Origin of the sequence: Streptomyces zaomyceticus, from assembly GCF_014656215.1 — a bacterium.
In the GTDB taxonomy this organism is placed as follows: domain Bacteria; phylum Actinomycetota; class Actinomycetes; order Streptomycetales; family Streptomycetaceae; genus Streptomyces; species Streptomyces zaomyceticus.
Genome location: NZ_BNBZ01000015.1, coordinates 84,402 through 110,074, shown reverse-complemented (window position 1 = coordinate 110,074; position 25,673 = coordinate 84,402). Strand labels below are relative to the sequence as shown.

Annotated in this window: 18 protein-coding genes; 6 read left to right on the top strand and 12 right to left on the bottom strand. The window is 73.2% G+C overall.

The window, feature by feature from the left end; genetic code table 11:
* The first annotated feature begins 228 nt into the window (after positions 1–228).
* From IE311_RS20570 to IE311_RS20560, 3 genes are all read left to right on the top strand, one after another.
* Positions 229–1,356: an aminoglycoside phosphotransferase family protein gene (locus IE311_RS20570; protein WP_189833210.1), complete on the top strand. Its 1,128-nt coding sequence runs from the start codon at positions 229–231 to the stop codon at positions 1,354–1,356.
* Positions 1,357–1,731: 375 nt separating this feature from the next.
* On the top strand, positions 1,732–3,672 hold the full coding sequence (locus IE311_RS20565) for an N-acetylmuramoyl-L-alanine amidase (protein ID WP_189833209.1): 1,941 nt from the start codon (positions 1,732–1,734) through the stop codon (positions 3,670–3,672).
* A gap of 160 nt (positions 3,673–3,832) precedes the next feature.
* The gene (locus tag IE311_RS20560; protein ID WP_189833208.1) at positions 3,833–6,031 is read left to right on the top strand and encodes a terpene synthase family protein; all 2,199 of its coding nucleotides are present in this window, start codon (positions 3,833–3,835) and stop codon (positions 6,029–6,031) included.
* Positions 6,032–6,147: 116 nt separating this feature from the next.
* On the opposite strand, the gene IE311_RS20555 is transcribed toward IE311_RS20560, so the two are convergent.
* From IE311_RS20555 to IE311_RS20520, 8 genes are all read right to left on the bottom strand, one after another.
* Positions 6,148–6,513 carry an RNA-binding S4 domain-containing protein gene (locus IE311_RS20555; protein WP_189833207.1) on the bottom strand — a complete coding sequence of 122 codons (366 nt, stop codon included), beginning with the start codon at positions 6,511–6,513 and terminating at the stop codon, positions 6,148–6,150.
* 17 nt (positions 6,514–6,530) lie between these two features.
* A complete protein-coding gene (locus tag IE311_RS20550) occupies positions 6,531–7,031 on the bottom strand; it encodes a hypothetical protein (RefSeq protein WP_189833206.1) in 501 nt (166 codons plus the stop codon).
* A gap of 56 nt (positions 7,032–7,087) precedes the next feature.
* Positions 7,088–10,141: an ATP-binding protein gene (locus IE311_RS20545; RefSeq protein ID WP_373313920.1), complete on the bottom strand. Its 3,054-nt coding sequence runs from the start codon at positions 10,139–10,141 to the stop codon at positions 7,088–7,090.
* 401 nt (positions 10,142–10,542) lie between these two features.
* Positions 10,543–10,938, bottom strand: coding sequence for an ACT domain-containing protein (locus tag IE311_RS20540; RefSeq protein ID WP_189833205.1), 396 nt, complete (start codon positions 10,936–10,938; stop codon positions 10,543–10,545).
* Positions 10,939–10,972: 34 nt separating this feature from the next.
* On the bottom strand, positions 10,973–12,139 hold the full coding sequence (locus tag IE311_RS20535; RefSeq protein ID WP_189833204.1) for a thiolase domain-containing protein: 1,167 nt from the start codon (positions 12,137–12,139) through the stop codon (positions 10,973–10,975).
* The gene (locus IE311_RS20530; RefSeq protein ID WP_189833203.1) at positions 12,132–13,190 is read right to left on the bottom strand and encodes a thiolase domain-containing protein; all 1,059 of its coding nucleotides are present in this window, start codon (positions 13,188–13,190) and stop codon (positions 12,132–12,134) included. The genes IE311_RS20535 and IE311_RS20530 overlap by 8 nt, the downstream gene beginning before the upstream one ends.
* Entirely contained in the window at positions 13,187–14,146 is a 960-nt protein-coding gene (locus IE311_RS20525) for a Zn-ribbon domain-containing OB-fold protein (protein WP_189833202.1), read from the bottom strand. Before IE311_RS20525 ends, IE311_RS20530 begins: the two co-directional genes overlap by 4 nt.
* A 239-nt stretch (positions 14,147–14,385) precedes the next feature.
* Positions 14,386–15,186 (bottom strand): crotonase/enoyl-CoA hydratase family protein, encoded by an 801-nt coding sequence (locus IE311_RS20520; RefSeq protein WP_189833201.1) that lies wholly within the window; start codon positions 15,184–15,186, stop codon positions 14,386–14,388.
* Positions 15,187–15,370: 184 nt separating this feature from the next.
* On the opposite strand from IE311_RS20520, the gene IE311_RS20515 reads away from it, so the two are divergent.
* Positions 15,371–17,038 carry an acyl-CoA synthetase gene (locus IE311_RS20515; RefSeq protein ID WP_189833278.1) on the top strand — a complete coding sequence of 556 codons (1,668 nt, stop codon included), beginning with the start codon at positions 15,371–15,373 and terminating at the stop codon, positions 17,036–17,038.
* On the opposite strand, the gene IE311_RS20510 is transcribed toward IE311_RS20515, so the two are convergent.
* The gene (locus IE311_RS20510) at positions 17,035–18,555 is read right to left on the bottom strand and encodes an alpha/beta fold hydrolase (RefSeq protein ID WP_189833200.1); all 1,521 of its coding nucleotides are present in this window, start codon (positions 18,553–18,555) and stop codon (positions 17,035–17,037) included. The two genes, IE311_RS20515 and IE311_RS20510, sit on opposite strands and share 4 nt — an antisense overlap.
* Between IE311_RS20510 and IE311_RS20505 the strand changes: the two genes are divergently transcribed.
* Positions 18,554–19,474: a pentapeptide repeat-containing protein gene (locus IE311_RS20505; RefSeq protein ID WP_189833199.1), complete on the top strand. Its 921-nt coding sequence runs from the start codon at positions 18,554–18,556 to the stop codon at positions 19,472–19,474. The two genes, IE311_RS20510 and IE311_RS20505, sit on opposite strands and share 2 nt — an antisense overlap.
* Positions 19,475–19,532: 58 nt before the next feature.
* Here IE311_RS20505 and IE311_RS20500 read toward each other — a convergent pair whose 3' ends face one another.
* Positions 19,533–21,419 (bottom strand): serine/threonine-protein kinase, encoded by a 1,887-nt coding sequence (locus tag IE311_RS20500; protein ID WP_189833198.1) that lies wholly within the window; start codon positions 21,417–21,419, stop codon positions 19,533–19,535.
* A 167-nt stretch (positions 21,420–21,586) separates the two neighbouring features.
* On the bottom strand, positions 21,587–22,381 hold the full coding sequence (locus tag IE311_RS20495; RefSeq protein ID WP_189833197.1) for a GNAT family N-acetyltransferase: 795 nt from the start codon (positions 22,379–22,381) through the stop codon (positions 21,587–21,589).
* A gap of 184 nt (positions 22,382–22,565) precedes the next feature.
* On the opposite strand from IE311_RS20495, the gene paaK reads away from it, so the two are divergent.
* Positions 22,566–23,861 carry a phenylacetate--CoA ligase PaaK gene (gene paaK / locus IE311_RS20490; RefSeq protein ID WP_189833196.1) on the top strand — a complete coding sequence of 432 codons (1,296 nt, stop codon included), beginning with the start codon at positions 22,566–22,568 and terminating at the stop codon, positions 23,859–23,861.
* 60 nt (positions 23,862–23,921) lie between these two features.
* Here the strand turns inward: paaK and IE311_RS20485 are convergent, their stop codons facing one another.
* A complete protein-coding gene (locus tag IE311_RS20485; RefSeq protein ID WP_189833195.1) occupies positions 23,922–25,439 on the bottom strand; it encodes a fatty acyl-CoA synthetase in 1,518 nt (505 codons plus the stop codon).
* Positions 25,440–25,673 lie beyond the last annotated feature (234 nt).

The following is a 25,673-nucleotide window of genomic DNA, read 5'->3' as shown; positions in this document are numbered from 1 at the left end:
AGCCCCCAGGTTCTCGGCTGAGTTGACAGTAGCCCGCTGTCATAGGGCTGGCGACTATTCGCCAGGGTTCGCCAGGGTGCGCCCGATGTTCCGCCACCCGCGCCCGGGTGTCAGGTAGGAATGCGCCACCCCGCCCCGCCGACCGGCCCTCATTCCCCAGGGTGCGGACCGGGGGCGGGCGGGGCGACGCACGCAACTCGTCGGCGCACGAAGGGATCTGTCACCTCCATGTACACAGCATCGTCCTCCGTGTCCGCCCCGCCCCGGCCGCAGCACCGCATCGTCCCGGCCGGCGCCGGACCCTACCTCGCTCCCGCCCCGCAGGCCGTCCGGCCGCGGCGCTGGGCGCCGACCACGGGGACCCAGCCGATCAGCGGGAGAATCGATCTGTCGGGCCCCCAGGGGGCGCAGCTGAAGATCGCGATCGCCTCCGTCCACCGCATCTGCCCGGAGTTCAACCCGGTGCAGGTGCTGCGACGCAGCGGGCGTTCCGTACTGATCGTCGGGACGACCGGGCGGACCACCGCGGTCGCGAAGTGTTTACTGGACCACTCCCCCGCGTGGGTCGAGCGGTTCCGGCACGAGATAGCGTCCTACCGCTCCTTCGTCCGCCACCGTCCTCCGGTGCGGGCGCCGCGACTGGTCGCGGCGGACCCGGAGAACTGCACGCTGGTGATCGAGCGGATGCCCGGGCGGGCGGCGGCGCTCTCGCGCCACCCCGTCGAGGCTCCGCCCCGGGCCGATGTGCGGGCCGCGCTCGGTGCGATCGCCCGGCTCAACGCCTGGCGGCCACCGGCCGGGACCTTCGACGCCCCGCTGGACTACGGCACCCGGATCGCCCGCTATCACGAGCTCGGTCTCTTCACCGACCGGGACCGGGACGATCTGCAGAAGCTGCTGCACGGTCTGTCGCACGCGGGCGGCCGCCAGGGGATGGGGCAGTTCTGTCATGGTGACGCCCTGCTCTCCAACATCCTCCTCTCCCCCGCCGGTCCGGTCCTCGTCGACTGGGAGCACGCGGGTTGGTACCTGCCCGGCTACGACCTGGCGACCCTCTGGGCGGTGCTCGCCGACGCTCCGCTCGCCCGGCGCCAGATCAGTCAGCTCGCCCAGCAGGCGGGGCCGGCGTCCAGGGACGCCTTCCTGGTGAACCTGATGATCGTGCTGACGCGGGAGATCCGTACGTACGAGACGGCGGTGCAGCGCACCATGAAGGAGGCTCCGCCGGCCGGTTCCGTACCGGTCCCCATGGGCGCGCTCGCGCCGGGCGAGGAACAGCGGCTGCTCCTGAGGCGGCTGCACGACGACTGCGCCATGGCACGGCGGGCCGTGCGCGCGGCGGTCGGGACGCGCTGAACGGGCGGGCCCGACCGACGACACGGGGGGGGGTGCGCCGTGCGCCCGGTGCCGACACACCGGGACGCGGCGCATCGGCTTCTCCGCTTCCGGTCCGATTGCGGGGCGCGGTCCGGGCGATTCCGGATCCCCGGCGGGAGTCGAGCCAATGGTCCACTCCACTGACGCGCCCCAGGCCCGGGACCTGTCTCACCGAAACTCCGCCAGATGGCCTCCATTCCCGCCCTGACGTGGGAACTCTCCTTCATGCGAGCGTGATTGACGGATCGTCCGGGAGCCGATACCCCTGTACGGGTTCGGCCCCGCACGCCCCGGTGTCACCCCCCGCCTCTGGAGGCTGCCTTGCTCCGTTCCGCGTCCCCAGGACGTACGTCCGTGCGTCGTTCCGCCAGGGCGGCGGGCGTCCTCGCGTCCGCCGCCCTGCTCCTTCCCCTGCTCTCCGCCGCTCCGCCCGCCGGCGCCGAGGCGCCCCGGGAGAGTTCCCTGCAAGGGCAGTTCGCACGTGCGGCCGCACGCCACGGCGTGCCCGAGAGCGTGCTGCTCGCCGTGTCGTACCTGCAGTCGCGCTGGGACGCCCACGGGGGTGCGCCGAGCGTGACCGGCGGCTACGGGCCGATGCATCTGACGGACGCGGTGACGGCGCTGACCGAGGCCGCTCCCCATCACTCGGAGGGCGAGGAGGACGCGCGCGGGGACTCCTCGCGTGCCGTGCGCTCCGGCGCGGCGGTGCCGGTGCCGGCCGCGGAGTCGCTGCCCGCGCGGCTGCGGACCCTGGAACGGGCGTCCGCGCTGTCCGGGATTCCGGCCGAGGAGCTGCGTACCCGGACGGCCGAGAACATCGAGGGCGGGGCGGCGCTGCTCGCCGCCGCACAGCGGGAGTCCGGCCTGGCGGCGAGCGCGGACCCGGCGGACTGGTACGGGGCGGTCGCCCGGTACTCCGGTGCGGAGGACTCGGCGACGGCGACGACGTACGCGAACGACGTGTTCGACGTGATCAGGACCGGGGAGTCACGGACGACCGACAGCGGTCAGGTGGTGACGCTGCCCGCCGCCCCGGCGGTCGCGCCCGCCACGGGGCAGGTCGCGGCCCTCGGACTGCGCCCGCCCGCGACCGGTCCCGTGGAGTGCCCGCGCTCGGTGGCCTGCGAGTGGATCCCGGCACCCTACGAGGAGTTCGGCGAGGGCGACTACGGCAACCACGACAAGGCGAACCGGCCCTCCTCCCAGTCGATCGACTACATCGTCGTCCATGACACCGAGGCCACCTGGGACGTCACCCTGAAGCTGGTGCAGGATCCGACGTACGTGTCCTGGCAGTACTCACTGCGGTCCTCCGACGGGCACGTCGCCCAGCACCTGCCGCTCAAGGACGTGGGCTGGCACGCGGGGAACTGGTTCGTGAACGCCAAGTCCGTGGGCCTCGAGCACGAGGGTTTCCTGACCGCGCCGGACTCCTGGTACACGGAGGCCATGTACCGGTCGTCGGCGCGGCTCGTGCGTCATCTCGCCGCTCGCTACGACATCCCGATCGACCGGCAGCACATCCTGGGCCACGACAACGTGCCGGGGACGGTGACGTCCACGATCAAGGGCATGCACACCGACCCGGGGCCGTACTGGGACTGGGCGCACTACTTCCGGCTGCTCGGCCGTCCGATCACACCGAGCGCCGGGCCCGACGCCGGAGTGGTGACGATCCGGCCGGACTTCGGTGCCCACCGTCCGGTGTACACGGGCTGTGTGACGGCGGGCGAGGCGTGCGCGCCGCACGGCAGCGGAGCGGTGCGGCTGCACACCGGGCCGAGCGCCGACGCGCCCCTGGTGAAGGACATCGGTCTGCGGCCGGGTGGGCAGGACTCGACCACCGGGGTCAACGACACCGGGGCGCGCGCCTCGACGGGGCAGAGCTACGCGGTGGCCGAGCGCCTGGGGGACTGGACGGCGATCTGGTACCTCGGCCAGAAGGCCTGGTTCCACAATCCGCGGCAGGAGCCGACCGCGGTGAACGCCCGGGGTCTCGTCCTGACGCCCCGCGAGGGGCTCGCGTCGGTGCCGGTGTACGGGCGGGCCTACCCGGAGGCCTCGGCGTATCCGGCGGGTGTGCCGGTGCAGGCGGTGTCGCCACTGCCGTACCAGCTGCTCGCGGGACAGCGGTACGTGGTGGGCGACCGGACCCCGGGCGAGTACTACTTCGCGCCGGTGTTCGACAGCAGCGGGCATCGGGTCGTCCGGGGCCAGGAGGAGTACTACCAGATCCAGTTCGGCCATCGGGTGGCCTTTGTGAAGGTCGCTGACGTGCGGGTTTCCCAGGCCTGAGGGAGGCCTGTCCGAAAGGTGCGGGGTGGTGCCGGACGATCGATCCGGCACCACCCTTTCGGCGTTCATAGGACTATTCAGGAGATCGCGTGCGCCGTACGGGCGACGGGTAAAGGTGGGCCGGACAACAGCTCGTGCTCACCGGAAGGCCCCCCAGCGCATGCCTCAGCCCTTCGTTATGCCGGATTTCTATGTTCCGTATCCGGCGCGGCTCAATCCCCATGTGGAAGCCGCCCGCACGCATACCCGGGAGTGGGCGCGGGGGATGGGGATGCTGGAGGGCTCGGGGGTCTGGGAGCAGCGCGATCTCGACTCCCACGACTACGCACTGCTCTGCGCGTACACGCACCCCGACTGCGACGAGGAGGCCCTGAACCTCGTCACGGACTGGTACACCTGGGTCTTCTTCTTCGACGACCACTTCCTGGAGATCTTCAAGCGGCCCCAGGACCGGGTGGGCGGGAAGGCCTATCTGGACCGGCTGCCGCTGTTCATGCCGGCGGACCCGGCGGCGGGCATGCCCGAGCCCACCAACCCCGTCGAGGCGGGGCTCGCCGATCTCTGGCTCCGGACCGTCCCCTCGATGTCCGAGGGGTGGCGGGTACGGTTCGCGGAGGCGACGGAGCACCTGCTCTACGAGTCGCTCTGGGAGCTCGACAACATCAACGAGGGGCGTGTCGCCAACCCCGTCGAGTACATCGAGATGCGGCGCAAGGTGGGGGGCGCGCCCTGGTCCGCCGGTCTCGTCGAGTACGCGGCGGGAGCGGAGGTCCCCGCCCAGGTGGCGTACTCCCGGCCGCTGCGGGTCCTCAGGGACGCCTTCTCGGACGCCGTCCACCTGCGGAACGACCTCTTCTCGTACCAGCGCGAGGTGGAGGACGAGGGCGAGAACAGCAACGGCGTACTGGTCCTGGAGCGGTTCCTCGGCTGTACGACGCAGGAGGCGGCCGAGGCCGTCAACGACCTGCTGACCTCGCGGCTCCAGCAGTTCGAGAACACGGCGCTCACCGAGGTGCCGCTGCTCGCCGCGGAGAAGGGGCTCGGACCGGCCGAGTGCGCGGCCGTGGCGGCGTACGCCAAGGGGCTCCAGGACTGGCAGTCCGGGGGCCACGAGTGGCACATGCGCTCCAGCCGATACATGAACGAGGGCATGGTCGGCGGCCCTTCGCACCTCGAAGGGGTCCTCGGCACCTCCGCGCTCGACATCCGCACGCTCTTCGGGCGCCAGGCCGCCTCCCGGCTGCGGACGCTCACCCACGCACCGCACCAGCGGGTGGGGCCTTCGCTGCTCCCGGAGTTCGACCTGCCGTACCCGCTCACGATCAGTCCGCACCACGCCGAGGCGCGCCGTCTCTCCCTGGACTGGGCCGAGCGGTTCGGTCTCCTGGACGACATCTGGGACCGTCCGACGGCGGAGGGCTTCGACCTGGCCCTGTGCGCGGCCGGGCTCGATCCGGACGCCACTCCGGAGGAGCTGGAACTCAGCGCCGAGTGGCTGACCTGGGGCACCTACGCGGACGACTACTACCCGTCGGTCTTCGGACGGACCCGCGATCTCCGCGGTGCCAAGGAGCAGACCGACCGGTTCAAGTCCCTTCTGCCGCTGGAGGATCCGGCCTCCGGGGCGGCGCTCGCCGTGAACCCGCTGGAACGCTCGCTCGCCGACCTCTGGGCGCGCACCGCCGGCCCGATGGCGCCCGAGGCGCGCGCCCAGTTGCGGTACGCGCTCGACGTCATGCTGGACAGCTGGATGTGGGAGCTGCACAACCAGATCCAGCACCGGGTTCCGGACCCCGTCGACTACATCGAGATGCGCCGCAGCACCTTCGGTTCGGAACTGACCACGCTGATGTGCAGGCTGCGGCACACCGAGGTGCTGCCGCCGGAGCTCTACCGCTCGGGCACGGTGCGCGCCCTGGAGAACTCCGTCATGGACTACGGGACGCTGATCAACGACCTGTTCTCGTACCAGAAGGAGATCGAGGTCGAGGGAGAGGTGCACAACGGCGTTCTGGTGCTGCAGAAGTTCTTCGACTGCGACTACCCGACGGCCGTGACCATGGTCGACGACCTGATGAGGGGCCGGCTGCGGCAGTACGAGCATCTGAAGGAGCGGGAAGTCCCGTTGCTCTACGCGGAGTTCGGGCTCGACGCGGAGGGGCGGGCGGCCTTCGAGGCGTATCTGCGGGAACTGGAGGACTGGCTCGCGGCCATCCTCAACTGGCACCGGAAGGTGCGTCGTTACGGTGCCGAGGACGTACGCCGGGGCAGCGGTGCCGCCCTGCTGCGACGCGGACCGACGGGGCTCGGTACCTCGGCGGCGCGGATGGCCGGACTCCTGGGTGCGGCGGGGCGCTGACGCACGGGACGGGCCGGACGTACGAAGAGACCGGCCGTACGGGACGGGCCCGACGTACGGGAGAGGCCTCCGGGATGCGCTCCCGGGGGCCTCTCCCCCGTCGGATCGGGCGAAGGTCAGGCGTGGCGGCCGCGGAGTTCGTCGAGTTCCCTGCGGTCGCGCTTGGTGGGACGTCCGGCTCCCCGGTCACGGACGGCGGCGACGGCCACGTGTTCGCGCGGCGGCGGGGGCGGACTGTTGTCCTCGTACGCCTCGGCGGCGACCGGCGGGCCGATCCGCTTGGCGTGGAGCACCTTGACCTCGACGATCCGCTCCCGGCCCCCGTGGAAGATCCGGACCTCGTCACCGGGCTTCACCGGCTGGGCGGGCTTCGCCCGTTCGCCGTTGACCTTGACGTGTCCGGCCCGGCAGGCCGCGGCCGCCTGGGACCGGGTCTTGGTGAGGCGGACCGCCCAGATCCAGCTGTCGACGCGTGCGCTCATCGGCCCCCGCTCCCCCGTCAGCCCTGCTGGAACAGCTCGGCGGGCAGCGGCTTGAGCAGCGCGTAGAGGTCGTCGGTGATCGGCCGGTCCCAACTGGCGATCGTCACGAGGACGTTGTCGCTGCGGTCGAACTGGACGCAGGAGATGCGGCTCTCGGAGAGCTTGAGACGGCGCACGATGAGGAGGTTGTCGCCCTGCATCACGGGGCAGTCCTCGGTGTCGAGGACCTCGACCGGCTCGTCGTTCTCGAGAGCGGCGAGGAGCTGGGCCACCTCGAAGGGGATCTGGGTGTCCGCGAGCTCACGGGCCGGGGAGCCCTCCGGCAGATTGCCGATGATCATCGCGGGACCGCGGCCGCCGAACAGGTCGTAGCGGAGGAAGACGCCCTGGCAGGAGCCGTCGGGCGCGGGCAGCAGGCCGGCGCCGAGATTACCGGGCCAGTCCCCCGGATCCATGGCCAGGACATCGAAGTCCGGGCCCGCGGGAGTGGCGGCGCTGCGGCGGCGGAGGAAGGACATACGGCCATGGTACGTGCCCCGGCGCGCGATGCGACGCGCCGGGCGCCTTCGGGCGCTCAGCCCCGCCCGGCGTGGTCCCCGGGGTGTCGTCCCGAGTTCTCCAGGGCCTGCGCGAGGCCCGTGCGGTCGGTCCCGAGCTTGCGGTAGACGGCCGAGAGGAGCCGGCCGACGGTGGTCGCGTCGACGCCGAGGACGGCCGCCGCGTCCTGGTCGCGGACGGTGAGATCGGCGGCGGTGCGCTCACGCGCGGTGAGCGTGTCGGTGCCCGCGGGGTGGAGCGCGCGGGGACGCAGCCCGGCGGCCGCGAGCTCGGCCCTGGCCACCTCGACCAGGGCGTCGGCGCCACAGTCCTGGGCGGCCTCCAGGCCGCGGTAGAGGTGCTCGGCGGCCTCCGCGGCGCGCTCGGTGCGGCGCAGGGCCACGCCCAGGGCGACGAGGGAGCGGGCCAGCTCGTACGCGGCGGGCGACTGGTCGAGCCAGTCGACGGACTCCTCCAGGAGCTTCACGCGCTCGGAGGGCTCGGACACCTCGGCGGTCACCCGGAGCGCCTGGCCGATCGCGGAGGGCGCCCCGTACTGGCGGGCTCGGGCGACCGCGTCCTGGGCGGTGGCGCGGGCCCGGCCGGGGGTGGTGGCGGACTCGGCGAGGGCCAGGTGCAGCTGCCAGGGACACCAGGCGGGGTTGCGCATCCCGCGCGGGTCGAGGCGGCGGCCGACGGCGGCCAGCTCGGCGGCGGCCTCCTCCGTACGCCCCCGCGCCAGCAGCAGTTCGGCGTGGACGGTCTGGGAGTCGGGGAAGGTGACGGCGGCGGGGAAGGGTTCGCCGAAGTCGTGGGTGTCGGCGATCCGCGCGGCCTCCTCGACGCGGCCGCGGGCGAGGAGCACCTCGATGATGACGCCGACCGCGTACCACTGGGCGGGGGTGCGCGGCCCGACGCGTTCGGCCAGCCGCAGGCCCGCGCGGACGAAGTCCTCGGCCTCGACGAGACGGCCCCTGCGGTAGCGGATGTAGCCCTGCAGGGTGTACGCGAAGGAGAGGTGCGCCCCGCGCCACCCCTGGCTCTCGAACTCGGCGGTGCCGGCGGCGAAAAGCTCTTCGGCGCGGCCCGGCCGGTCGGCGTACAGATGGGTGAGGGCGACGAGGACCGGCACCTCGAAGCCGCGGCTCTCGTCGGCCCAGCTCAGGCCGCCCTCCAGAGCCCGTTCGGCGTGGCGGAGGGCGACCGCGGAGGGTTCGGCGCGCAGGGTGGCGTCCCAGGCGCGCAGACCGATGATGTACCGCTCGGTGAGGTCGCGCCCGGTCAGCCGGTCGGCGAGGGCCGTCAGGCGGCGGGAGCGCGCGGGCGACTCGGGTTCGTCGGCGCGGAAGGCGTCCCACATGAACTTCTCGGCCTGCATCCGCAGCCTGCTGCGGGCGTCGGTGGCCTGCCGGGCCTCACGGCCGAGGAGCTCGGACGCCTCGACGAGCCGGTCGCTGTGGGCGAGGACCTGGGAGAGCCGGTAGACGATGCCGTGGCGCAGCGCCGGGTCGGCGACCGGCTCCTCCAGGGCGGCGCGCAGATGGTTGACGGTGGTGGCGGGTTCGGTGAGGAGCGAGGAGCAGCCGAGCTCGAAGAGGACGGCGGCCCGGTCGTCGGCGGCCGGCGGTTCGCGCAGGGCGCGGGCGAGGAAGCGGCGGGCGGCGTCGGGGGCTCCGGCACGGAGGTTCTCCCCGGCGGCGGCGCGCAGCTGATTCACGACCCAGGAGTCGCCCTCGGGGTGGGTCTCCAGGAGGTGGCGGGCGGCTGCGGTGGGGCCGAGGCCCGCGTCGACGACGCACCAGGCGGCCTGCCCGTGCAGGGCCACGCGGGTGGCGGCGGGGATGGAGCGGTAGACGGTGGTCGCGATGAGGGGGTGGACGAACTGGAGCGGGTCGTCCGGCCCTTCGGTCTCGGCGAGCACCCGGGCCTCGCGCAGGCGCCCGGCGCATTCGGCGACCGCCTCGCCGCCGAGACCGGCGACGGCTCCGGCCAGCTGGGGCGAGATCTCGGTGCCGAGGACGGCACAGGCCCAGGCGAGGCGGACGGTGGCGGGGCCGAGCCGTTCGAGGCGGGTGACGAGGCCGGTGCCCTTGAGGGCGGCGGCGAGGTCGCGGAGTTCGTGGGCGCCGTCGGCGGTGGGTTCGAGTCCGCGGTCGCGGACCTTCGCGGCGAGTTCGACCGTCTCGAAGGGGTTGCCGGAGGTGACGTTCCAGAAGTCGCGGCAGAAGGTGTCGTCGGCGTGGGCGCCGACCCGGTCGCGCACGAGCCTGGCCACGGCGGAGGAGGTGAGCGGGGCGAGGGCGTGGGGCCGTTGTCCGGAGCGGTGACCGGTGAACTCGATCCCCTCGTCGGGGAGTTCGTCGGGCCGGTAGGCGACGACGAGGAGCATGGGCAGCTCCTCGGCGCGCGGGGCGAAGGCGGCGAGCCAGCCGAGGGACTCGGGGTCGGCCCAGTGGACGTCGTCCAGGACGACGACGAGGGGCGCCCGGCGCACGGCGAGATGGGTGAGGACCCAGTCGAGGCCGTCGCGCAGCCCCTGCGGGTCGGGCGGGGAGCCCTCGGCGGAGGCACGCAGCCCGAGGGCGGGGCCGACGATGTCGTACCAGGAGCCGAGGCGTTCGCGCAGTTCGGTGTCGGTGGCGTGGGCCAGCTGCGGCTGGAGGAGCTGGCGGGCGACATGGAAGGCGACCCGCTGCTCCTGGTCTCCGCCGCGGGCGGAGAGCACGGTACAGCCGCGGGCCCCGGCGCGTCGTCGGATCTCGGCGAGCAGCGTGGTCTTGCCGAGTCCCGCGGGGGCGGCGTAGGCGAGGATGCCGCCGCGCCGTGCGGCCCGGGGTCCTTCGGCCGGCGCGGGACCGGGACCGCCGTGCCGGAAGGAGTCGGGACCGCCGGGTCGGGGGGTGTCGGACCGGACCGCGACGAGACGGGGGCTCCGGGTGGCCTCGCGGGGTGTCGGGACGCGTTCGGGCCACGGCGGCTCGTCCGCCAGGCCCGTCAGGAGGTCAAGGGCCTCCTCGGCCGCGGTGAGCGCCGCCTCGCGCTCGAAGAGGCCGAATCCCTGCCGGGCCGACCCGCCGTCCTGACGTGCCACGTTCCACCCCCACACCGGGGGCGCACGCCCGGCGCACGGTCAGGAGCGTCGAGCGGGTGGCCCCGCGAAAGCCCCAGCGTACGCCCGTTGGAGTGAGCTGGGGCGGTCAAACGTCCAAGCCAGGGGCGCTCGACGGCGCATACGGCTCATTCGGATCGGCGCAGAGCGGTGGCGAATGCCTTCGTCGCGGCGGCCTCGGCCGTGCCGGGCACGGTCGGAACCGGTACCGGCGCCGGGGTGATACGACGCTCGGCGTCTCCCGAGGTGAAACCGAAGGTCCGGTGTCCGGCGACGCCTCCGGTGTGCCCGAGGCCCTGACTCCGTCCGGTTCGCGCCCGTCCGGTTCGCGCCCGTCCGGCTCACGCCGGTACGCCTCGGGTCTGTTCCGCTCCGCTCCGGTCTCAGCTTCCGGTCGTGAGCCGCTCCAGGATCCCCAACGCCTCCTCGGCGCGCGCGTGCTCGACGAAGAGGTGGTCGTGGTGGAAGCCCGCCACCACGTTGCAGCTCAGCCCCGCGTCGGCGAGCGCGCCCGCGACGGCGGCCGTCAGCCCGACGGCGTCGAGCGCGGAGTGCACCCGCAGGGTGATCCGGCCCGCCACGTAGTCGTACGGGAGGGAGGCGGCGTCCGCCTCCTCCTGGCGCACGACGAGGGTGAGGCCCTCGGCCTCGGCGACGGTGACCACCGGGGCGACCCCGGCCGGGGCGGGGCCGTCCACCGTGGTGAAGACGTAGCGGCCGGGGTCCAGTTCCGGCCGCATCCCGGCGATGAGCCGGGTCAGATCACGTTCCGCGTTCATGCCCGTCAGGGTAGGCGCACCCGGCCGGAGCGGTTCAGCCGGCGGGCGGGGTGTCCCCCACGAGCCACATGGAGAAGAACTGGGCGCCACCGCCGTAGGCGTGCCCGAGGGCCCGGCGGGCGCCGTCGACCTGGTGCTCGCCCGCCGCCCCCCGTACCTGGAGCGCGGCCTCGGCGAAGCGGATCATCCCGGAGGCTCCGATGGGGTTGGTGGAGAGCACTCCGCCGGAGGGGTTCACGGGCAGGTCGCCGTCGAGTTCGGTCACCCCGGCCTCGGTGAGCTTCCAGCCCTCGCCCTCCTCGGCGAAGCCCAGGTTCTCCAGCCACATCGGCTCGTACCAGGAGAAGGGCACGTACATCTCGACGGCGTCGATCTCCCGCCGGGGGTCGGTGATCCCTGCCTGCCGGTAGACGTCGGCCGCGCAGTCCCGGCCGGCCCGGGGCGAGACGAAGTCCTTGCCGGCGAAGAGGGTGGGTTCGCTGCGCATCGCCCCGCCGTGCACCCAGGCGGGCGGGCGGGGCGCACGGGCCGCGCCCTCGCGGTCGGTGAGGACCATCGCGCAGGCGCCGTCCGAGGAGGGGCAGGTCTCGGAGTAGCGGATGGGGTCCCAGAGCATCGGGGAGGCCTGCACCTTCTCCAGGGTGAGGTCGTGCTCGTGGAGATGGGCGTACGGGTTCTTCAGGGCGTTGCGCCGGTCCTTGTACGCGACGAGGGAACCGACCGCGTCGGGGGCGCCGGTGCGGCGCATGTACGCCCTGACGTGCGGGGCGAAGAAGCCCCCGGCGCCGGCGAGGAGCGGCTGCTGGAAGGGGACGGGCAGCGAGAGGCCCCACATGGCGTTGGACTCGGACTGCTTCTCGAACGCCAGGGTGAGGACGGTCCGGTGGACCCGGGCGGAGACCAGGTTGGCGGCGACGAGCGCGGTGGAGCCGCCGACCGAACCGGCCGTGTGCACCCGGAGCATGGGCTTGCCGACCGCGCCGAGCGCGTCCGCCAGGTACAGCTCCGGCATCATCACGCCCTCGAAGAAGTCGGGGGCCTTGCCGATGACGACGGCGTCGATGTCCGCCCAGGTCAGTTCCGCGTCCGCCAGGGCGCGGACGGCGGCCTCCCGGACGAGTCCGGCGATGGAGACGTCGTGCCGGGCGGCGACGTGCTTGGTCTGGCCGATCCCGACGACGGCGACTGGCTCTTTAGGCACGGTTCTCCCCTTCCAGGACGGCCACCAGGTTCTGCTGAAGGCAGGGGCCGGAGGTGGCGTGGGCGAGGGCGCGGTCGGAGTCGCCCCGGTGGATGCGGGCGGCGGCCTCGCCCAGCCGGATGAGGCCGGCGGCCATCACCGGGTTGGCGGCGAGCACTCCGCCGGACGGGTTGACCCTCACGCTGTCGTCGAGGTCCAGGGCCCGCCGGAGCACGACCTCCTGGGAGGTGAAGGGCGCGTGGAGTTCGGCGGTGTCGACGGGCGCGTCGAAGGCTCCGGCGCGTTCGGCGGCGAGGCGGGTGGAGGGCGAGTCGGTGAGGTCGCGGACCCCGAGCGAGTGGGCTTCGATGCGGTGGTCCATGCCGCGGATCCACGCGGGGCGGGCACAGAGTTCGCGGGCCCGGTCCCCGGCGGCGAGGATCACGGCGGCGGCTCCGTCGCCGATGGGCGGGCAGTCGCCGGTGCGCAGCGGCCGGACGACGTATCCGCCCTGGGGGCGTGCCCCGCGCAGCTGGGCGTGGGGGTTCTCCGCGGCGTCCTCGCGGCTGCGGGCGGCGATCGCGGCGAGGGCGGGCTCGTCGGTGGTGCCGGAGTCGAGGAGCGCCTGTGCCTGGAGGGCGGCGAGGGCGACGGAGTCGGGCCAGAGCGGGGCGAGGTAGTACGGGTCGAGCTGGCGGGTGAGGACGTCACGGACGGAGCCGGGCGAGGACTTCCCGTAGGAGTAGACGAGGGCCGTGTCGGCCTCGCCGGTGAGCAGCTTGACCCAGGCCTCGTACAGCGCCCAGGCGCCGTCGGTCTCGACGTGGGACTCGGAGATCGGGGGCCAGGCGCCGACGCCGTCGAGGGCCATGGTGAAGGAGAAGGCGCGGCCCGCCAGGTAGTCGGAGGAGCCGGAACAGGTGAAGCCGATGTCGGAGGTCTTGAGGCCGGTCTGCCGGAGGACCTCGTGCAGGACGGGCATGACCATCTCGACCTCGGAGAGGTCGTCGGTGCGACGGCGGTGGTCGCTCTGGGCGAAGGCGACGATCGCCACCTCTCGGTCCGGCCTCACAGCAGCTCCTTGTAGGTGTCGTAGTCGGCGTCGGGCTCGCCGGTGGGCCGGTAGTGGTCGGGGTAGCGGCCGTCCTCGCTCCACACGGGTTCGACGCGCAGGCCCATCCGGACCTGGTCGTAGGGGATGCCGCCGATGCGGCCGTGGAGGGCGAGCCCGGCTCCGTCGAGAGCGATGTGGGCGTAGACGTACGGCACGTCGATGTCGGCGTTCTTCGCCTTGATGTTGACGATGCAGAAGGTGGTGACGGTGCCGGCGGGGCCGACCTCGACCCGGTCGGTGGTGGCGATGCCGCAGGTGGGGCAGGCGCCGCGGGGCGGCACGTACACCTTGGTGCAGGAGGGGCAGCGTTCGCCGACGGTGCGGCGCTCGGCGAGCCCCCGCAGATAGCGGGTCTGGGCGGCGCCGGGGCTGTAGGTGTAGTCGAGTCGGGCGGGGGCGACGATGCCGGTGACCGAGTCGGCGAACAGGCCGTCGTGGGGCCGGTGTTCGACGACGGGGTCGCTGTCGTACGGCTCGAAGCAGGCGATGTCCGTGATGGCTCCGGAGCGCTCGGCGGCCCAGCGGATACGGACCCGCAGTCCGGTGCGGACGGCTTCGGGTCCGGGGGCGTCGAGGGCGTGCAGCACCGCGGTGTCGGCGCCGTCGAGTCGGACGAGGACCCAGGCGAAGGGTGTCGCGAGGGGCTGGCCGCGCCGCGGCTCGGGGTTCCAGGCCCAGGTGGTGACGGTTCCGGTGACGCCGACCTCCACGAGGTCGCGGAGCTCGGCGGCGGTGGCGGGGTCGTACTCGACGGGCGGGACGAGGATCTCGCCGGTCTCGGTGCGGACTCCGAGGACGGTCCGCTCGCGGAGTCCGGTGAGGAAGGCGGACTGGACGGGGCCGAGGGAGCGGGTGAAGGGGAATTCGACGACGAGGGGTGCCTGCAGGATTTCGGGGGGCGGGGTGGCTTTCATGAACGGGGCTCCTTCGTGGTGGGGTTACGGGGCCGCTGCGCGGGGCGCTCTCCCCGCCCCGCCCCTTCCCGAACTGGGGCTCCGCCCCGGACCCCGCGCCTCGATCGCGGGCGAGGCCGAGTCTCCGCCCAGCGGGCGGGAGACTCGGCCCGCCCGGCTTCCGAGGGACGGCCGCAGGGCGTTCGGGGCCCGGGGGCTTGCCCCCGGTTTCGGGAATGGGCGGTGCGGGGGAGGTCGGCTCACTCCCGGCGGTACCGCGGCGCCCGCTTCTCCGCGAAGGCCCGCGCACCCTCCTTCGCGTCCGCCGTGTCGAAGATCGGCCACCCCCGCTTCAACTCGGCGGCCAGCCCCTCCGTCTCGGTCATCTCGGCGGTCTCGTAGACCGACGCCTTGACCGCCTCGACGGCCAGCGGCCCGCACGCGTTGATCCGTTCGGCGATGTCGAGGGCCGCGTCCAGCGCCGTGCCGTCGGGGACGACGCGCCCGACCAGACCGATCCGGGCCGCCTCCTCAGCGGAGTACGGGCGGCCCGTCAGGAGCATTTCGAGGGCGTGGGTGCGGGCGATCTGGCGGGGCAGCCGGACGGTGGAGCCGCCGATGGGGAAGAGGCCGCGTTTGACCTCGAAGAGGCCGAAGGTGGCCGAGGAGGCGGCGACCCGGATGTCGGTGCCCTGGAGGATCTCGGTGCCGCCGGCGACGCAGTACCCCTCGACGGCGGCGATGACGGGTTTCCGGGGGCGGTGGTGGCGCAGCATCGCCTTCCAGTGCAGGTCGGGATCGGCCTTGAGGCGGTCCCGGTACTGCTCGCCCTCCATTCCCCGGCCGGCCAGGGCCTTGAGGTCCATGCCCGCGCAGAAGGCGCCTCCCGCGCCGGTGAGGACGACCGAGCGGATGCCGTCGTCGGCGTCGGCCTCCAGCCAGCCGTCGTAGAGGCCGACGAGCATCGGCAGCGAGAGGGCGTTCTTGGCCTCGGGCCGGTTCAAGGTGAGTACGAGCGTGGCGCCTTCGCGCCGCACGCCGAGGTGTTCGGTGCCACCCATGGGGGTCTCCCGTCTCCAGTTCTGGAACAGGTTGCAGGAGCCGGGGGTCCAGTTCAATAGTTTTCTGACACTCAGTCAGATTCTTCTGCGCACCCCCTTCCACATGGGACCGGTCGGCGCTCTAATGACCGCCGAGTCAGTGCTCACCCGTACGAGTCAGCGCGAGCCGGGGTCAGGAGGAACGGTGGAGTACAACCTTGCCGACCTGTTCGAATCGGTGGTCGACGCGGTACCCGACCGCGAGGCGCTCGTGTACGTCGACCATCCGGGGACGGGCGAGGAACGCCGGCTCACCTACGCCGGGCTCGACGCCGCCGCCAACCGGATCGCCCACCACCTCCTCGACGCGGGCATCCGGCCCGGCGAACACCTCGGCCTCCACCTCTACAACGGGGTCGAGTACCTGCAGACCGTCCTCGCCTGCCTCAAGGCGCGGATCGTGCCGGTGAACGTGAACTACCGGTACGTGGAGGAGGAGCTCGTCTACCTCTACCGGGACGCCGACCTGGCCGCACTCGTCTTCGACGCCGAGTTCACCGACCGGGTCGCCGCGGCGCTGCCGCAGACGGAGAAGCTGCGGCACCTCGTGCGGGTGGGGACCCCGCCCGAGGGAGCCACCGGCCTCGACTGCGTCCCGTACCCGCAGGCGGAGGCCGCCGGATCACCCGAGCGGGGCTTCGGCCCCCGCTCGGCCGACGACCTCTTCATCATCTACACCGGTGGTACGACCGGGATGCCCAAGGGCGTCCTGTGGCGCCAGGAGGACCTGTTCTTCGCGGGACTCTTCGGCGGGGACCCCTCGGGCGAGGCGGTGAAGCGCCCCGAGGAGCTCGCCGAGCGGGTCGCGGCCGGGGGCGCCGGCATCACCTTCTTCCCCGCGCCGCCGCTCATGCACGGCACGTCCACGCTGACCGCGTTCATCGCCTTCAACTACGGCCAGCGGGTCGTCCTGCACCGCAAGTACGTGCCGGAGGAGGTCCTGCGCACCCTGGAGAAGGAGAAGGTGTCCAGCATCTCCCTGGTCGGGGACGCGATGCTGCGGCCGCTCGTGGACGCCCTGCGCGGGCCGCTGAAGGGAACGGACCTCTCCGCGCTGTTCAGCCTGTCCTCGTCCGGGGCGATCATGTCCGAGACCGTACGGGCGCAGCTCCAGGAACTGATGCCGAACGTCCTGCTCCTCAACAACTTCGGCTCCACCGAGTCCGGTTCCAACGGGCGCGCCACCGACGACTCCGGCCCCGCGAGGGGCTTCCGGCTCCACGTCAACGAACGCACCCAGGTCGTCGACCCCGCGACCCGCGTCCCCGTCGCCCCCGGCGAGATCGGCCGCCTCGCCCAGCGCGGCCACGTGCCGCTCGGCTACTACAACGACCCGGCCAAGACCGCCGAGACCTTCTTCGAGCGGGACGGGGTGCGGTGGGTGCTGCTCGGCGACATGGCGACCGTGGACGAGTCCGGGGTCGTGACCGTCCTCGGGCGCGGCTCCCAGTGCATCAACACCGGCGGCGAGAAGGTCTACCCGGAGGAGGTGGAGCAGGCCCTGAAGTCCCACCCCGACGTGTACGACGCGCTGGTCGCCGGAGTGCCCGACGCCCGCTGGGGCAACCACGTCGCCGCGGTGGTCCAGCTCCGCCCCGACGCGCCTCCGCTGGACCTGGAGTCCCTCCAGACCCACTGCCGCCCCCGCCTGGCGGGGTACAAGGTCCCCCGTCAGCTGGTCCTCACCGACCGCATCCAGCGTTCCCCCAGCGGCAAGGCGGACTACCGCTGGGCCCGCACGGTGGCGGTGGACGCCGACGCGGCGGGCCCGGGCACGGACGCCGACGGGAGCGTCGGCGCCGACAGGGCCTAGAGCCCGAACTCCTCCAGCTGGGCCAGGAATCCGGCCTCCTGCTCCGTGTGGACGAGGTGCCCCGCCTCGCTCGTGACGAGGCGGGCCCCGGGGATGCGTTCGGCCAGCCAGGACAGCTGTTCCTGGGGGATGTGGCTGGACGGGCCGCCGGTGAGGACGAGGGTGGGGGCCTTGATCGCGGGCAGGTCCTCGCGCCAGTCCGGGTCGGGCGCGTTCAGCTGGGCGTCGGTGGCCGGGACGATCTCCCAGTCGAAGTCGAGGGTGCCCCCGGGTCGGGCGCGCCGCGGTCGCGGAGGATCGAGCGGGAAGAAGACCGGCGGCTCCTCCAGGACGAGCCTGCCGATCAGCTCCGGTTCGCGCTGGGCGAGGAGATACGCGGCCGCGGCGCCCATCGAGTGGGCGACGACGGTGGCGCCGGTGAGGTCGAGCGCCCTGAGGAAGCCGCCGAGCTCGTCGCGGAAGACGTCGAAGCCGTAGCGGCCCGGCCGGTCGCTGAGTCCGTGGCCGCGCAGGTCGACCGCGTACACCCGGTGGTCGGCGGCGAGCTCCGCCGCGATCCGGGTCCATGTGGTGCTGTTCTCGCCGCGCCCGTGGACCAGGACGACCGGCGGGGCGTCCTCGGAGCCCCGGACCCGGTAGGCGAGGCGTACCCCGTCCACCATGACCGTACGGACCTCCGGGTCGAGGAAGGCGACGATCGGGCGGACGAACCCCTCCGCGTCGTCCACCCAGGGGAAGTGTCCGGCGCCGGGCAGGACGACGAGTTCGGCGTGCGGGAAGCAGGCGGCGGCCTCCGCCGCCTTGGCGGGGGTGGGGCCGGCGTCGTACTCCCCCGCCAGGACCAGGACCGGCGCCGTGAGCGCGGTGAGCGCGCGGCGGGTCGTCTCCGGGTCGTACGCCCCCTCGCCGTGGTAGGCGTTGGCGGCGTCCCAGCGGATCTGCCGGTCCGCGCCCGCCGCGTGTTCCTGTGCTGCCGCGTCCCAGCGGCCGTACGCGAAGGGTGCGACGATCTCGAGGACGCGCGGCAGCGGGGTGTCCGGGCCGATCGTCGCGAGCGCGGCCCGGGCCTCCGGGTACCAGGGCCGGTCGGCGAAGATCTCGACGGCCTCGTCCCACTCCTCGTCGGTGGTGCCCGCGCCGACGGCCTGGCCTCCCGAGGTGACGAGGACGAGGGAGCGGATCCGCTCCGGGTGGGCGGCGGCGTACAGGGTGGCCAGGCTCCCGGAGGCGGAGTGGCCGAGGAGGTCGATCCGCTCCAGGCCGAGGTGGACGCGGAGCGCCTCGACATCGCCGACCTGGCGGTCGCAGCGGTAGCTGCCGGGGTCGGCGGGCTCGGCACTGGCCCCGGTGCCACGGGAATCGAGCAGGATCAGTGCCCGGTGGGCGGAGAGTCCGCCGAGATCACCGAGGTAGGCGGCGTCGCGCATCGGCCCGCCCGCCAGACAGACCAGTGGCTCGCCCTTCCCCTCGATCCGGTAGTGGAGTTCGGTTCCGTCGTACGAGATGAACTTCGGCATGCGTGCGATCCTCACGGGCCGCGGACGATCTTCGCAACGGGTTTCACCGAGAGCGCGATACGGTGGCCGGACCCCTCCCGATCAGCGAAGGAACCGTGCCACCGTGCCCGACACCCGGGAACCCGCACTGCGCGGCGACTGCGCCAACTGCTTCGGCCTGTGCTGTGTGGCGCTGCCCTTCGCGAAGTCGGCCGACTTCGCCGTGAACAAGGCGCCCGGAGAGCCCTGCCGGAACCTTCAGGAGGACTTCCGCTGCGGCATCCACACCCGGCTGCGGACCAGTGGATTCCAGGGCTGCACGGTGTACGACTGCTTCGGCGCCGGCCAGCAGGTCTCCCAGGTGACCTTCGGCGGGGTCTCCTGGCGCGAGGCGCCGGAGACCGCGAGCCGGATGTACGACGTGTTCTACGTGATGCGTCAGCTCCACGAGCTGCTGCGCCACCTCACCGAGGCGCTGGCCCGCCCGGCGGCCCGCCCGGTCCACGCCGAGCTGCGGGACGCGCTCGCCCGGGTCGAGGAGCTCACCGGAGGATCGGCGGACGACCTGGAGAAGATCCGGGTGCCCGAGGTGCGCGCCGATGTGAACCGGCTGCTTCTGCGGACGAGCGAACTGGTCCGCGCCACGGCCGGCGGGAAGCCGAAGAGCCGGCGCGGGGCGGACCTGGTCGGGAAGCGGCTGCGGGGGGCGAGGCTGAGGGGCACCGATCTGCGCGGGGCACTGCTCATCGCCGCCGATCTGACGGGCGCCGATCTGTCGCTCACGGACCTGATCGGCGCGGACCTGCGGAACGCCGATCTTTCGGGTGCGGATCTGACGGGCGCCCTCTTCCTGACGCAGCCCCAGCTGAACGCGGCGCGCGGGAACGCAGGGACGCGTCTCCCGGAGGGTTTCGAGCGTCCGGCGCACTGGGCGTCCTGACGGCCGGGCCCGCCGCCACGGGGTGGACGGCGGGCCTCGCGTCATGACGACGACGCCGCTACGACGACGGGGCCGCGTTGCGCCAGACCGTCAGGTCGATCGTCAGGTAGGTGCTGGGCGAGTCCTCCGGGGAGATGCCCTTCACGGTGACGAGGCCCAGGTGCCCCGAGCCGGTGGTGACGCAGACCTGACGGCCCGTGGTCAGCTTGTTCACATAGACCTCCTGGGTGAACCGGGTCTCCGCGCGGCAGACCGCGAGGGAGCCCTGCTGCCCCGGATCGAGGAGGACCAGGCTTCCGCCGCTGCTCTCGGCGTCGAGGTACCCACCGGTGTCGTAGGAGAGTTCGTACCCGCCGTCCTCACCGTCCTGGGGCCGTACCAGGTCGTCCCCGAGGGTCAGGTGGTAGCCGGCGGTGAGGTTGATGCTCCCGAAGTCGGCGGGCGCCGGGTCGGCGGCGGCCGAGGCCTTCGCGCTCGGCGTACCGCTGCTCCCGCCGGTCCCGCCGGTGGTGCCCGACGTCGTCGTTCCGCCCGGCCCGCTCGGCTTGTGGCTGTCCGAGGCGTTCGTCTCCGCCTTGTCCTTCAGGAGCGCGTAGGCCGTCACACCGCCGACGGCGCCGAAGGCGAGCACGGCGGCGACCGCGACGAGCAGCCCCCGCCCGGCCGCGCTCCGCGGGGCGCCGGGGCCCGTGGGCATCGGGCCGCCCGGGCCGCCGGGGGCGCCGGGGTACGGATACGCCGACGGGGGAACCGGCCCGTGCGGCGGCCCGTAGCCGTGGCCCTGCGCCGCGTGGGTCGGCGCGGTGTGGGGCGCGGGCGCGCGGTACGGCCCGGGCGGCGGCGTCTGCTGGTGTCCGACGGCGGGCCCGTACGCACCCGGCGGGGCGGCCGGGGGGCTCGGCGGAGCCGGAGTCGAGGGAGCGGTCGGCGCGTGGGCCGCCGGGGCTGGCGGCCCGGCCGGAGCCGGCGGGGTGTAGCCCGCGGGGGCGGTCGCCGGGGGCGGCGGCGTCTGGACGGGCGCGGGGGCCGCCGCGCGTGCCGTGATGTCGGCGGAGACCGGCGCCGGCAGCCAGTCCTCGGGCCGGCGGAGCACGGTCGCCGCGTTCGCCTCCTGGCAGAGCCGGATGACCTCGGCGAGCGTCGGCCTGGCCTCGGGGTCCTTCGCGAGGCACCGCGCGACCAGCTCGCTCAGCCGCTCCGGCACCGCGCCGAGGTCCGGCTCCTCGTGCACGATCCGGTAGAGGACGCCGTGCGAGGTTCCCTCACCGAACGCCGGGACCCCGGTGGCCGCGTAGGCCGCGACCTGTCCGAGCGCGAAGATGTCGGTGGCCGGGGTCACCTTGCGTCCCGCCGCCTGCTCGGGAGCCATGAACGACGGGGTGCCGATGGCGACTCCGCTGCCGGTCAGCGAGGTCGCGTCGGCGGCGTGGGCGATGCCGAAGTCGATGACGCGGGGCCCGTCGGCGGCGAGCAGCACATTGGACGGCTTGAGGTCGCGGTGGACGATCCCGGCGCCGTGGATGACGTGCAGGGCCTCGGCCATCCCGGCGACGAGCAGCAGCACCGTCTCCACGGGCAGCGCTCCGTGGGAGACGACCGCGTCGGCGAGCGAGGGGCCCGGCACATAGGCGGTGGCCAGCCAGGGCTGCGCGCCCTCGGGGTCGGCGTCGATCACGGGAGCGGTGAACAGCCCCTGCACGCGCTGCGCGGAGCGCACCTCCTGGGCGAAGCGACGGCGGAACTCCGCGTCCTCACCGAACTCGGGGCGGATCAGCTTGATGGCGACGGGCCGGCCGCCGGGCGTGTAAGAGAGGTACACCTTGCCCATGCCGCCGGCGCCCAGCTTGGCGGCGAGCCGGTAGCCCGCGACCGTGGTGGGGTCGTCCGCCGCCAGGGGGTGGAAGACCTCGCCCGTGCCGTTTCGCCCCGACCTCTGATCACTCATGGATCCGTGTCTCCCCACGCAGACCTCGATTGCCGGACGGCACCCTACCGTTTCAGGACACCGCGCCCGTCCCGTGTTCGACGGCTCGGCGGATCGGGTTCGGCAACTCGGGCTCGGCGGCTCGGGTTCGGCGGCCGGGGCGCTCGGAGGCTCGACAGCGCGGTGGCCTAACCGCCGTACGTATAAGGGGTGGTGGTGGAGAGGGTGAGGAAGCCGAGGCGGTGGAGGATGGGCCGGCTCGTGTCGGCCGCGTCGACCTGGACGTAGCGGTGGCCGCGTTCGGCCGCGATGCGGGCGCGATGGGCGACGAGGGCGCGGTAGAGGCCTCGGCCGCGCCAGCTCTCGACGGTTCCGCCGCCCCACAGTCCCGCGAAGTCGGTACCGGGGCAGAGTTCGAGGCGGGCGGCGCTGACGGGTTCGCCGGCGGCGAGGGCGACGACGGCGGTGACCGTGTCGGGGTCGGCCGCGAGCCGGTCCAGGAGCTGCCGTCCGATGTGGGTGCTGTCGGTGCCGAAGGCGCGTTCGTGCACCTCGACCACCTGGCGTACCCCCTGCTCGTCGGTGACGGCGCGGAGTTCGACGCCCTCGGGCAGGGGTACGTCGTGGGGCAGCGCGGCGGCTTCGGCGGCCATCAGGGTCTCGGGGTCCTCGGCGGTGAAGCCGGCGGCGAGGAGCCGGTCGCCGAGGTCCGCGGGGGTGTCGTGGCCGTAGAGCTTCCACTCGAAGGACAGACCGGCGGTCCGGTAGTGGTCGATCTGCCCGGCGATGGCACCGGCGGCGGTGGTGTCGTCGAGACCGGACCAGAGGACGCCGTTCCAGGCGTGCGCGGGTCCGGTCTGCCGGACGACGTCGCCGACGCGTTCGACGCGGCAGCCGGGACCGTCGGGACGGGCCTCGCGGCGGAGCTGGCGGTCGTACAGATCGCGGAGGCGCGGTGCTTGCGCGCGGTGCTGGGATTCCATACGGGCCACTCCAACACCCCTGGTCAGGACCTTGCAACGGGATTAGGGGGCCGTCCGGTGCCGGGCGTGCGGGGAAAAGTTCTCCCGCCCCCTTGCCAACCCCCGGGTACCTCCGGTTTAACTGGCCCGGAGCGGATCTACCGAATGATCGGTAGTCCGTTTTACGACCCTGGAGGGTGGCTCGATGACGGACCTGCTGGACAGTGGCGAACGGCTCGGACGCGAGGAGCTCGCGGCGCTCCAGCTGGAGCGGCTGCGCGCGACGCTGCGCCACGCGTACGAGAACGTGGACCACTACCGGCACTCCTTCGACGCGGCCGGGGTGACCCCGGACGACTGCCGGACGCTCGCGGACCTGGCCCGCTTCCCCTTCACCACCAAGGCCGACCTCCGCGAGCACTACCCCTTCGGCATGTTCGCCGTCGACCAGTCCCGGATCCGGCGCGTCCACGCGTCCAGCGGCACCACCGGCCGGCCGACCGTCGTCGGCTACACCGACGGCGACCTGGACATGTGGGCCGACGTGGTGGCGCGTTCCCTGCGGGCGGCCGGCGCCCGCCCCGGGCACAAGGTGCATGTGGCCTACGGATACGGCCTGTTCACCGGCGGCCTCGGCGCCCACTACGGCGCGGAGCGCCTCGGGTGCACGGTGATCCCCGCCTCGGGCGGGATGACGGCCCGGCAGGTGCAGCTCATCCAGGACTTCCGGCCCGAGATCATCATGGTCACCCCTTCGTACATGCTCACGCTTCTCGACGAGTTCGAGCGGCAGGGCGTGGACCCGCGGTCGACCTCCCTGAAGGTGGGCGTGTTCGGCGCCGAGCCGTGGACGGAGGCGATGCGGAAGGAGATCGAGGAGGCCTTCGCGATCGACGCCGTCGACATATACGGGCTGTCGGAGGTGATCGGCCCGGGCGTGGCGCAGGAGTGCGTGGAGACCAAGGACGGTCTGCACATCTGGGAGGACCACTTCTACCCGGAGATCGTGGACCCGTTCACGGGCGAGGTCCTGCCCGACGGCGAGGAGGGCGAGCTCGTCTTCACCTCGCTCACCAAGGAGGCCATGCCGATCGTCCGCTACCGGACCCGTGACCTGACCCGTCTGCTGCCGGGGACCGCGCGGGTGTTCCGGCGGATGGAGAAGGTGACCGGGCGCAGCGACGACATGATCATCCTTCGGGGGGTGAACCTCTTCCCCACCCAGATCGAGGAGATCGTCCTCCGCACCCCGTCCGTGGCCCCCCACTTCCAGCTGCGGCTGACCCGGGAGGGGCGGCTCGACGCCCTCACCGTACGGGCCGAGGCCCGGGCGGGGGCGACGGAGGAGGAGCGGACGGCGGCGGCCCGGGCGATCGCGGCGGCGGTCAAGGACGGAATCGGGGTCTCGGTCGGGGTCGAGGTCGTCGATCCCGAGACCCTTGAGCGCTCGGTGGGCAAGATCAAGCGGATCGTGGACCTGCGGGAGCCCCGGGAGTCCTGACGGGCCGGGCGGGGGGCCGCCGGGCCCGGGTCGGTGCCGTCGCCCCGGGTCCGCCCCGTCTCACTCCTCGCCGACCGCCGCCCCGAGCCGGTCGCGCAGCTCCCGCTTGAGGATCTTGCCGCTCGCGTTGCGCGGCAGTTCGGGGGCGAAGTGGATGCGCTTCGGGGCCTTGAAGTGGGCGAGCTTCTCCCGTGCGTGGGCGAGGAGTTCGGCCTCGGTGACCTCGCCGCGCGGGACGACCACGGCTGTGACCGCCTCGATCCAGCGGTCGTCGGGGAGGCCGATGACGGCCACCTCGGCGACACCCGGGTGGGTGTAGAGCGCGTCCTCGACCTGACGCGAGGCGACCAGGACTCCCCCGGAGTTGATGACGTCCTTCACCCGGTCGACGATCGTGAGGTACCCCTCGGCATCGCGCACGGCGAGGTCGCCCGAGTGGAACCAGCCGCCCCGGAAGGCCGCCTCGGTCTCCTCGGGCTTGCGCCAGTAGCCCTCGCACAGCTGGGGCGAGCGGTAGACGATCTCGCCGGGGGTGCCGTCGGGCACGTCCTCTCCGTCCTCGCCGACGACCCTGGCCTCGACGTGGCGGACCGGCCGCCCGCAGGAGTCCATCCGGCCCTCGTGTTCGTCGGGGCCGAGGACGGTGGCGAGCGGACCGATCTCGGACTGGCCGAAGCAGTTGTGGAAGCGCAGTCCGGGCAGCCGGGCACGCAGCCGCTCCAGCACGGGTACGGGCATGATCGAGGCCCCGTAGTAGGCCTTGCGCAGCGCCGACAGGTCCCGGTCCCCGAAGTCCGGGTGGTTGGCGAGAGCGATCCAGACGGTCGGCGGGGCGAAGAAGCTGTCCGCCCGGCCCGCCTCGACCAGGTCGAGGAGGGCCGCCGGATCGGGTCCGTCGACGATCGTGTTCTCGGCGCCGACGGCGAGGTACGGCAGCAGGAAGACATGCATCTGTGCCGAGTGGTAGAGCGGCAGGGCGTGCACCGGCCGGTCGTCCTCGTGCAGGCCGAGGGCCTCGATCGCGCTCGCGTACTCGTGGACCAGAGCGCGGTGGGTCATCATCGCGCCCTTGGGCAGGGCGGTGGTGCCCGAGGTGTAGAGCAGCTGGACGAGGTCCCGGGCGTCCCGGTCGCTGTCGTACGGCTCCGGTGCGGCGAGTGCGTCGAGGAGTGAACCGGGCGCGTCCCGCAGCGCCTTGACCGCGAATCCGTCGGGTACGCGCTCCGCGAGGGCTGGGTCGGCGAGGACCAGGGAGGTCTCCGACTGCTCCAGGAGGTACGCGAGGTCCTCTCCGGCCAGATGGTGGTTGACGGGCACATGGATCAGGCCCGCCCGCGAGCACGCGAGGAACGCGACGAGGTAGGCGTCGGAGTTGTGGCCGTAGGTCGCGACCCGGGCGGACTCGGCCAGGCCGAGGTGGTGCGGTTCGCGCAGGACGGCCGCGGCGGTGGAGACGGCCGCGTCCAGCTCGGCGTACGTCCAGGCGCGGTCGGCGTACCGGACGGCGATCCGGTCGGGGACGCGCTGGGCGCTCATGCGCAGGACACCGTCGACGGCGCGGCTGAGGAGTCGATCCATGCGGCGATCCTCGGTGTGCCGTGGGCGGGAGGTCAAGTACCGTGCGGCGCGCCGCACATGCCCGGACCTCGGATACCGAACGGCATGTTGACAACGGGGGCGGCCTGCTGCGTGCATGGTCGGACCCGCAGTGCTCATCCTTCCGTTGGGAGGCACCTTGCACCGACACACTCGTCCGACGGGTCCCCGACCGGCCCGTCCCGGGCCGCTCCGTGCCCGCCTGCTCGGTACGTG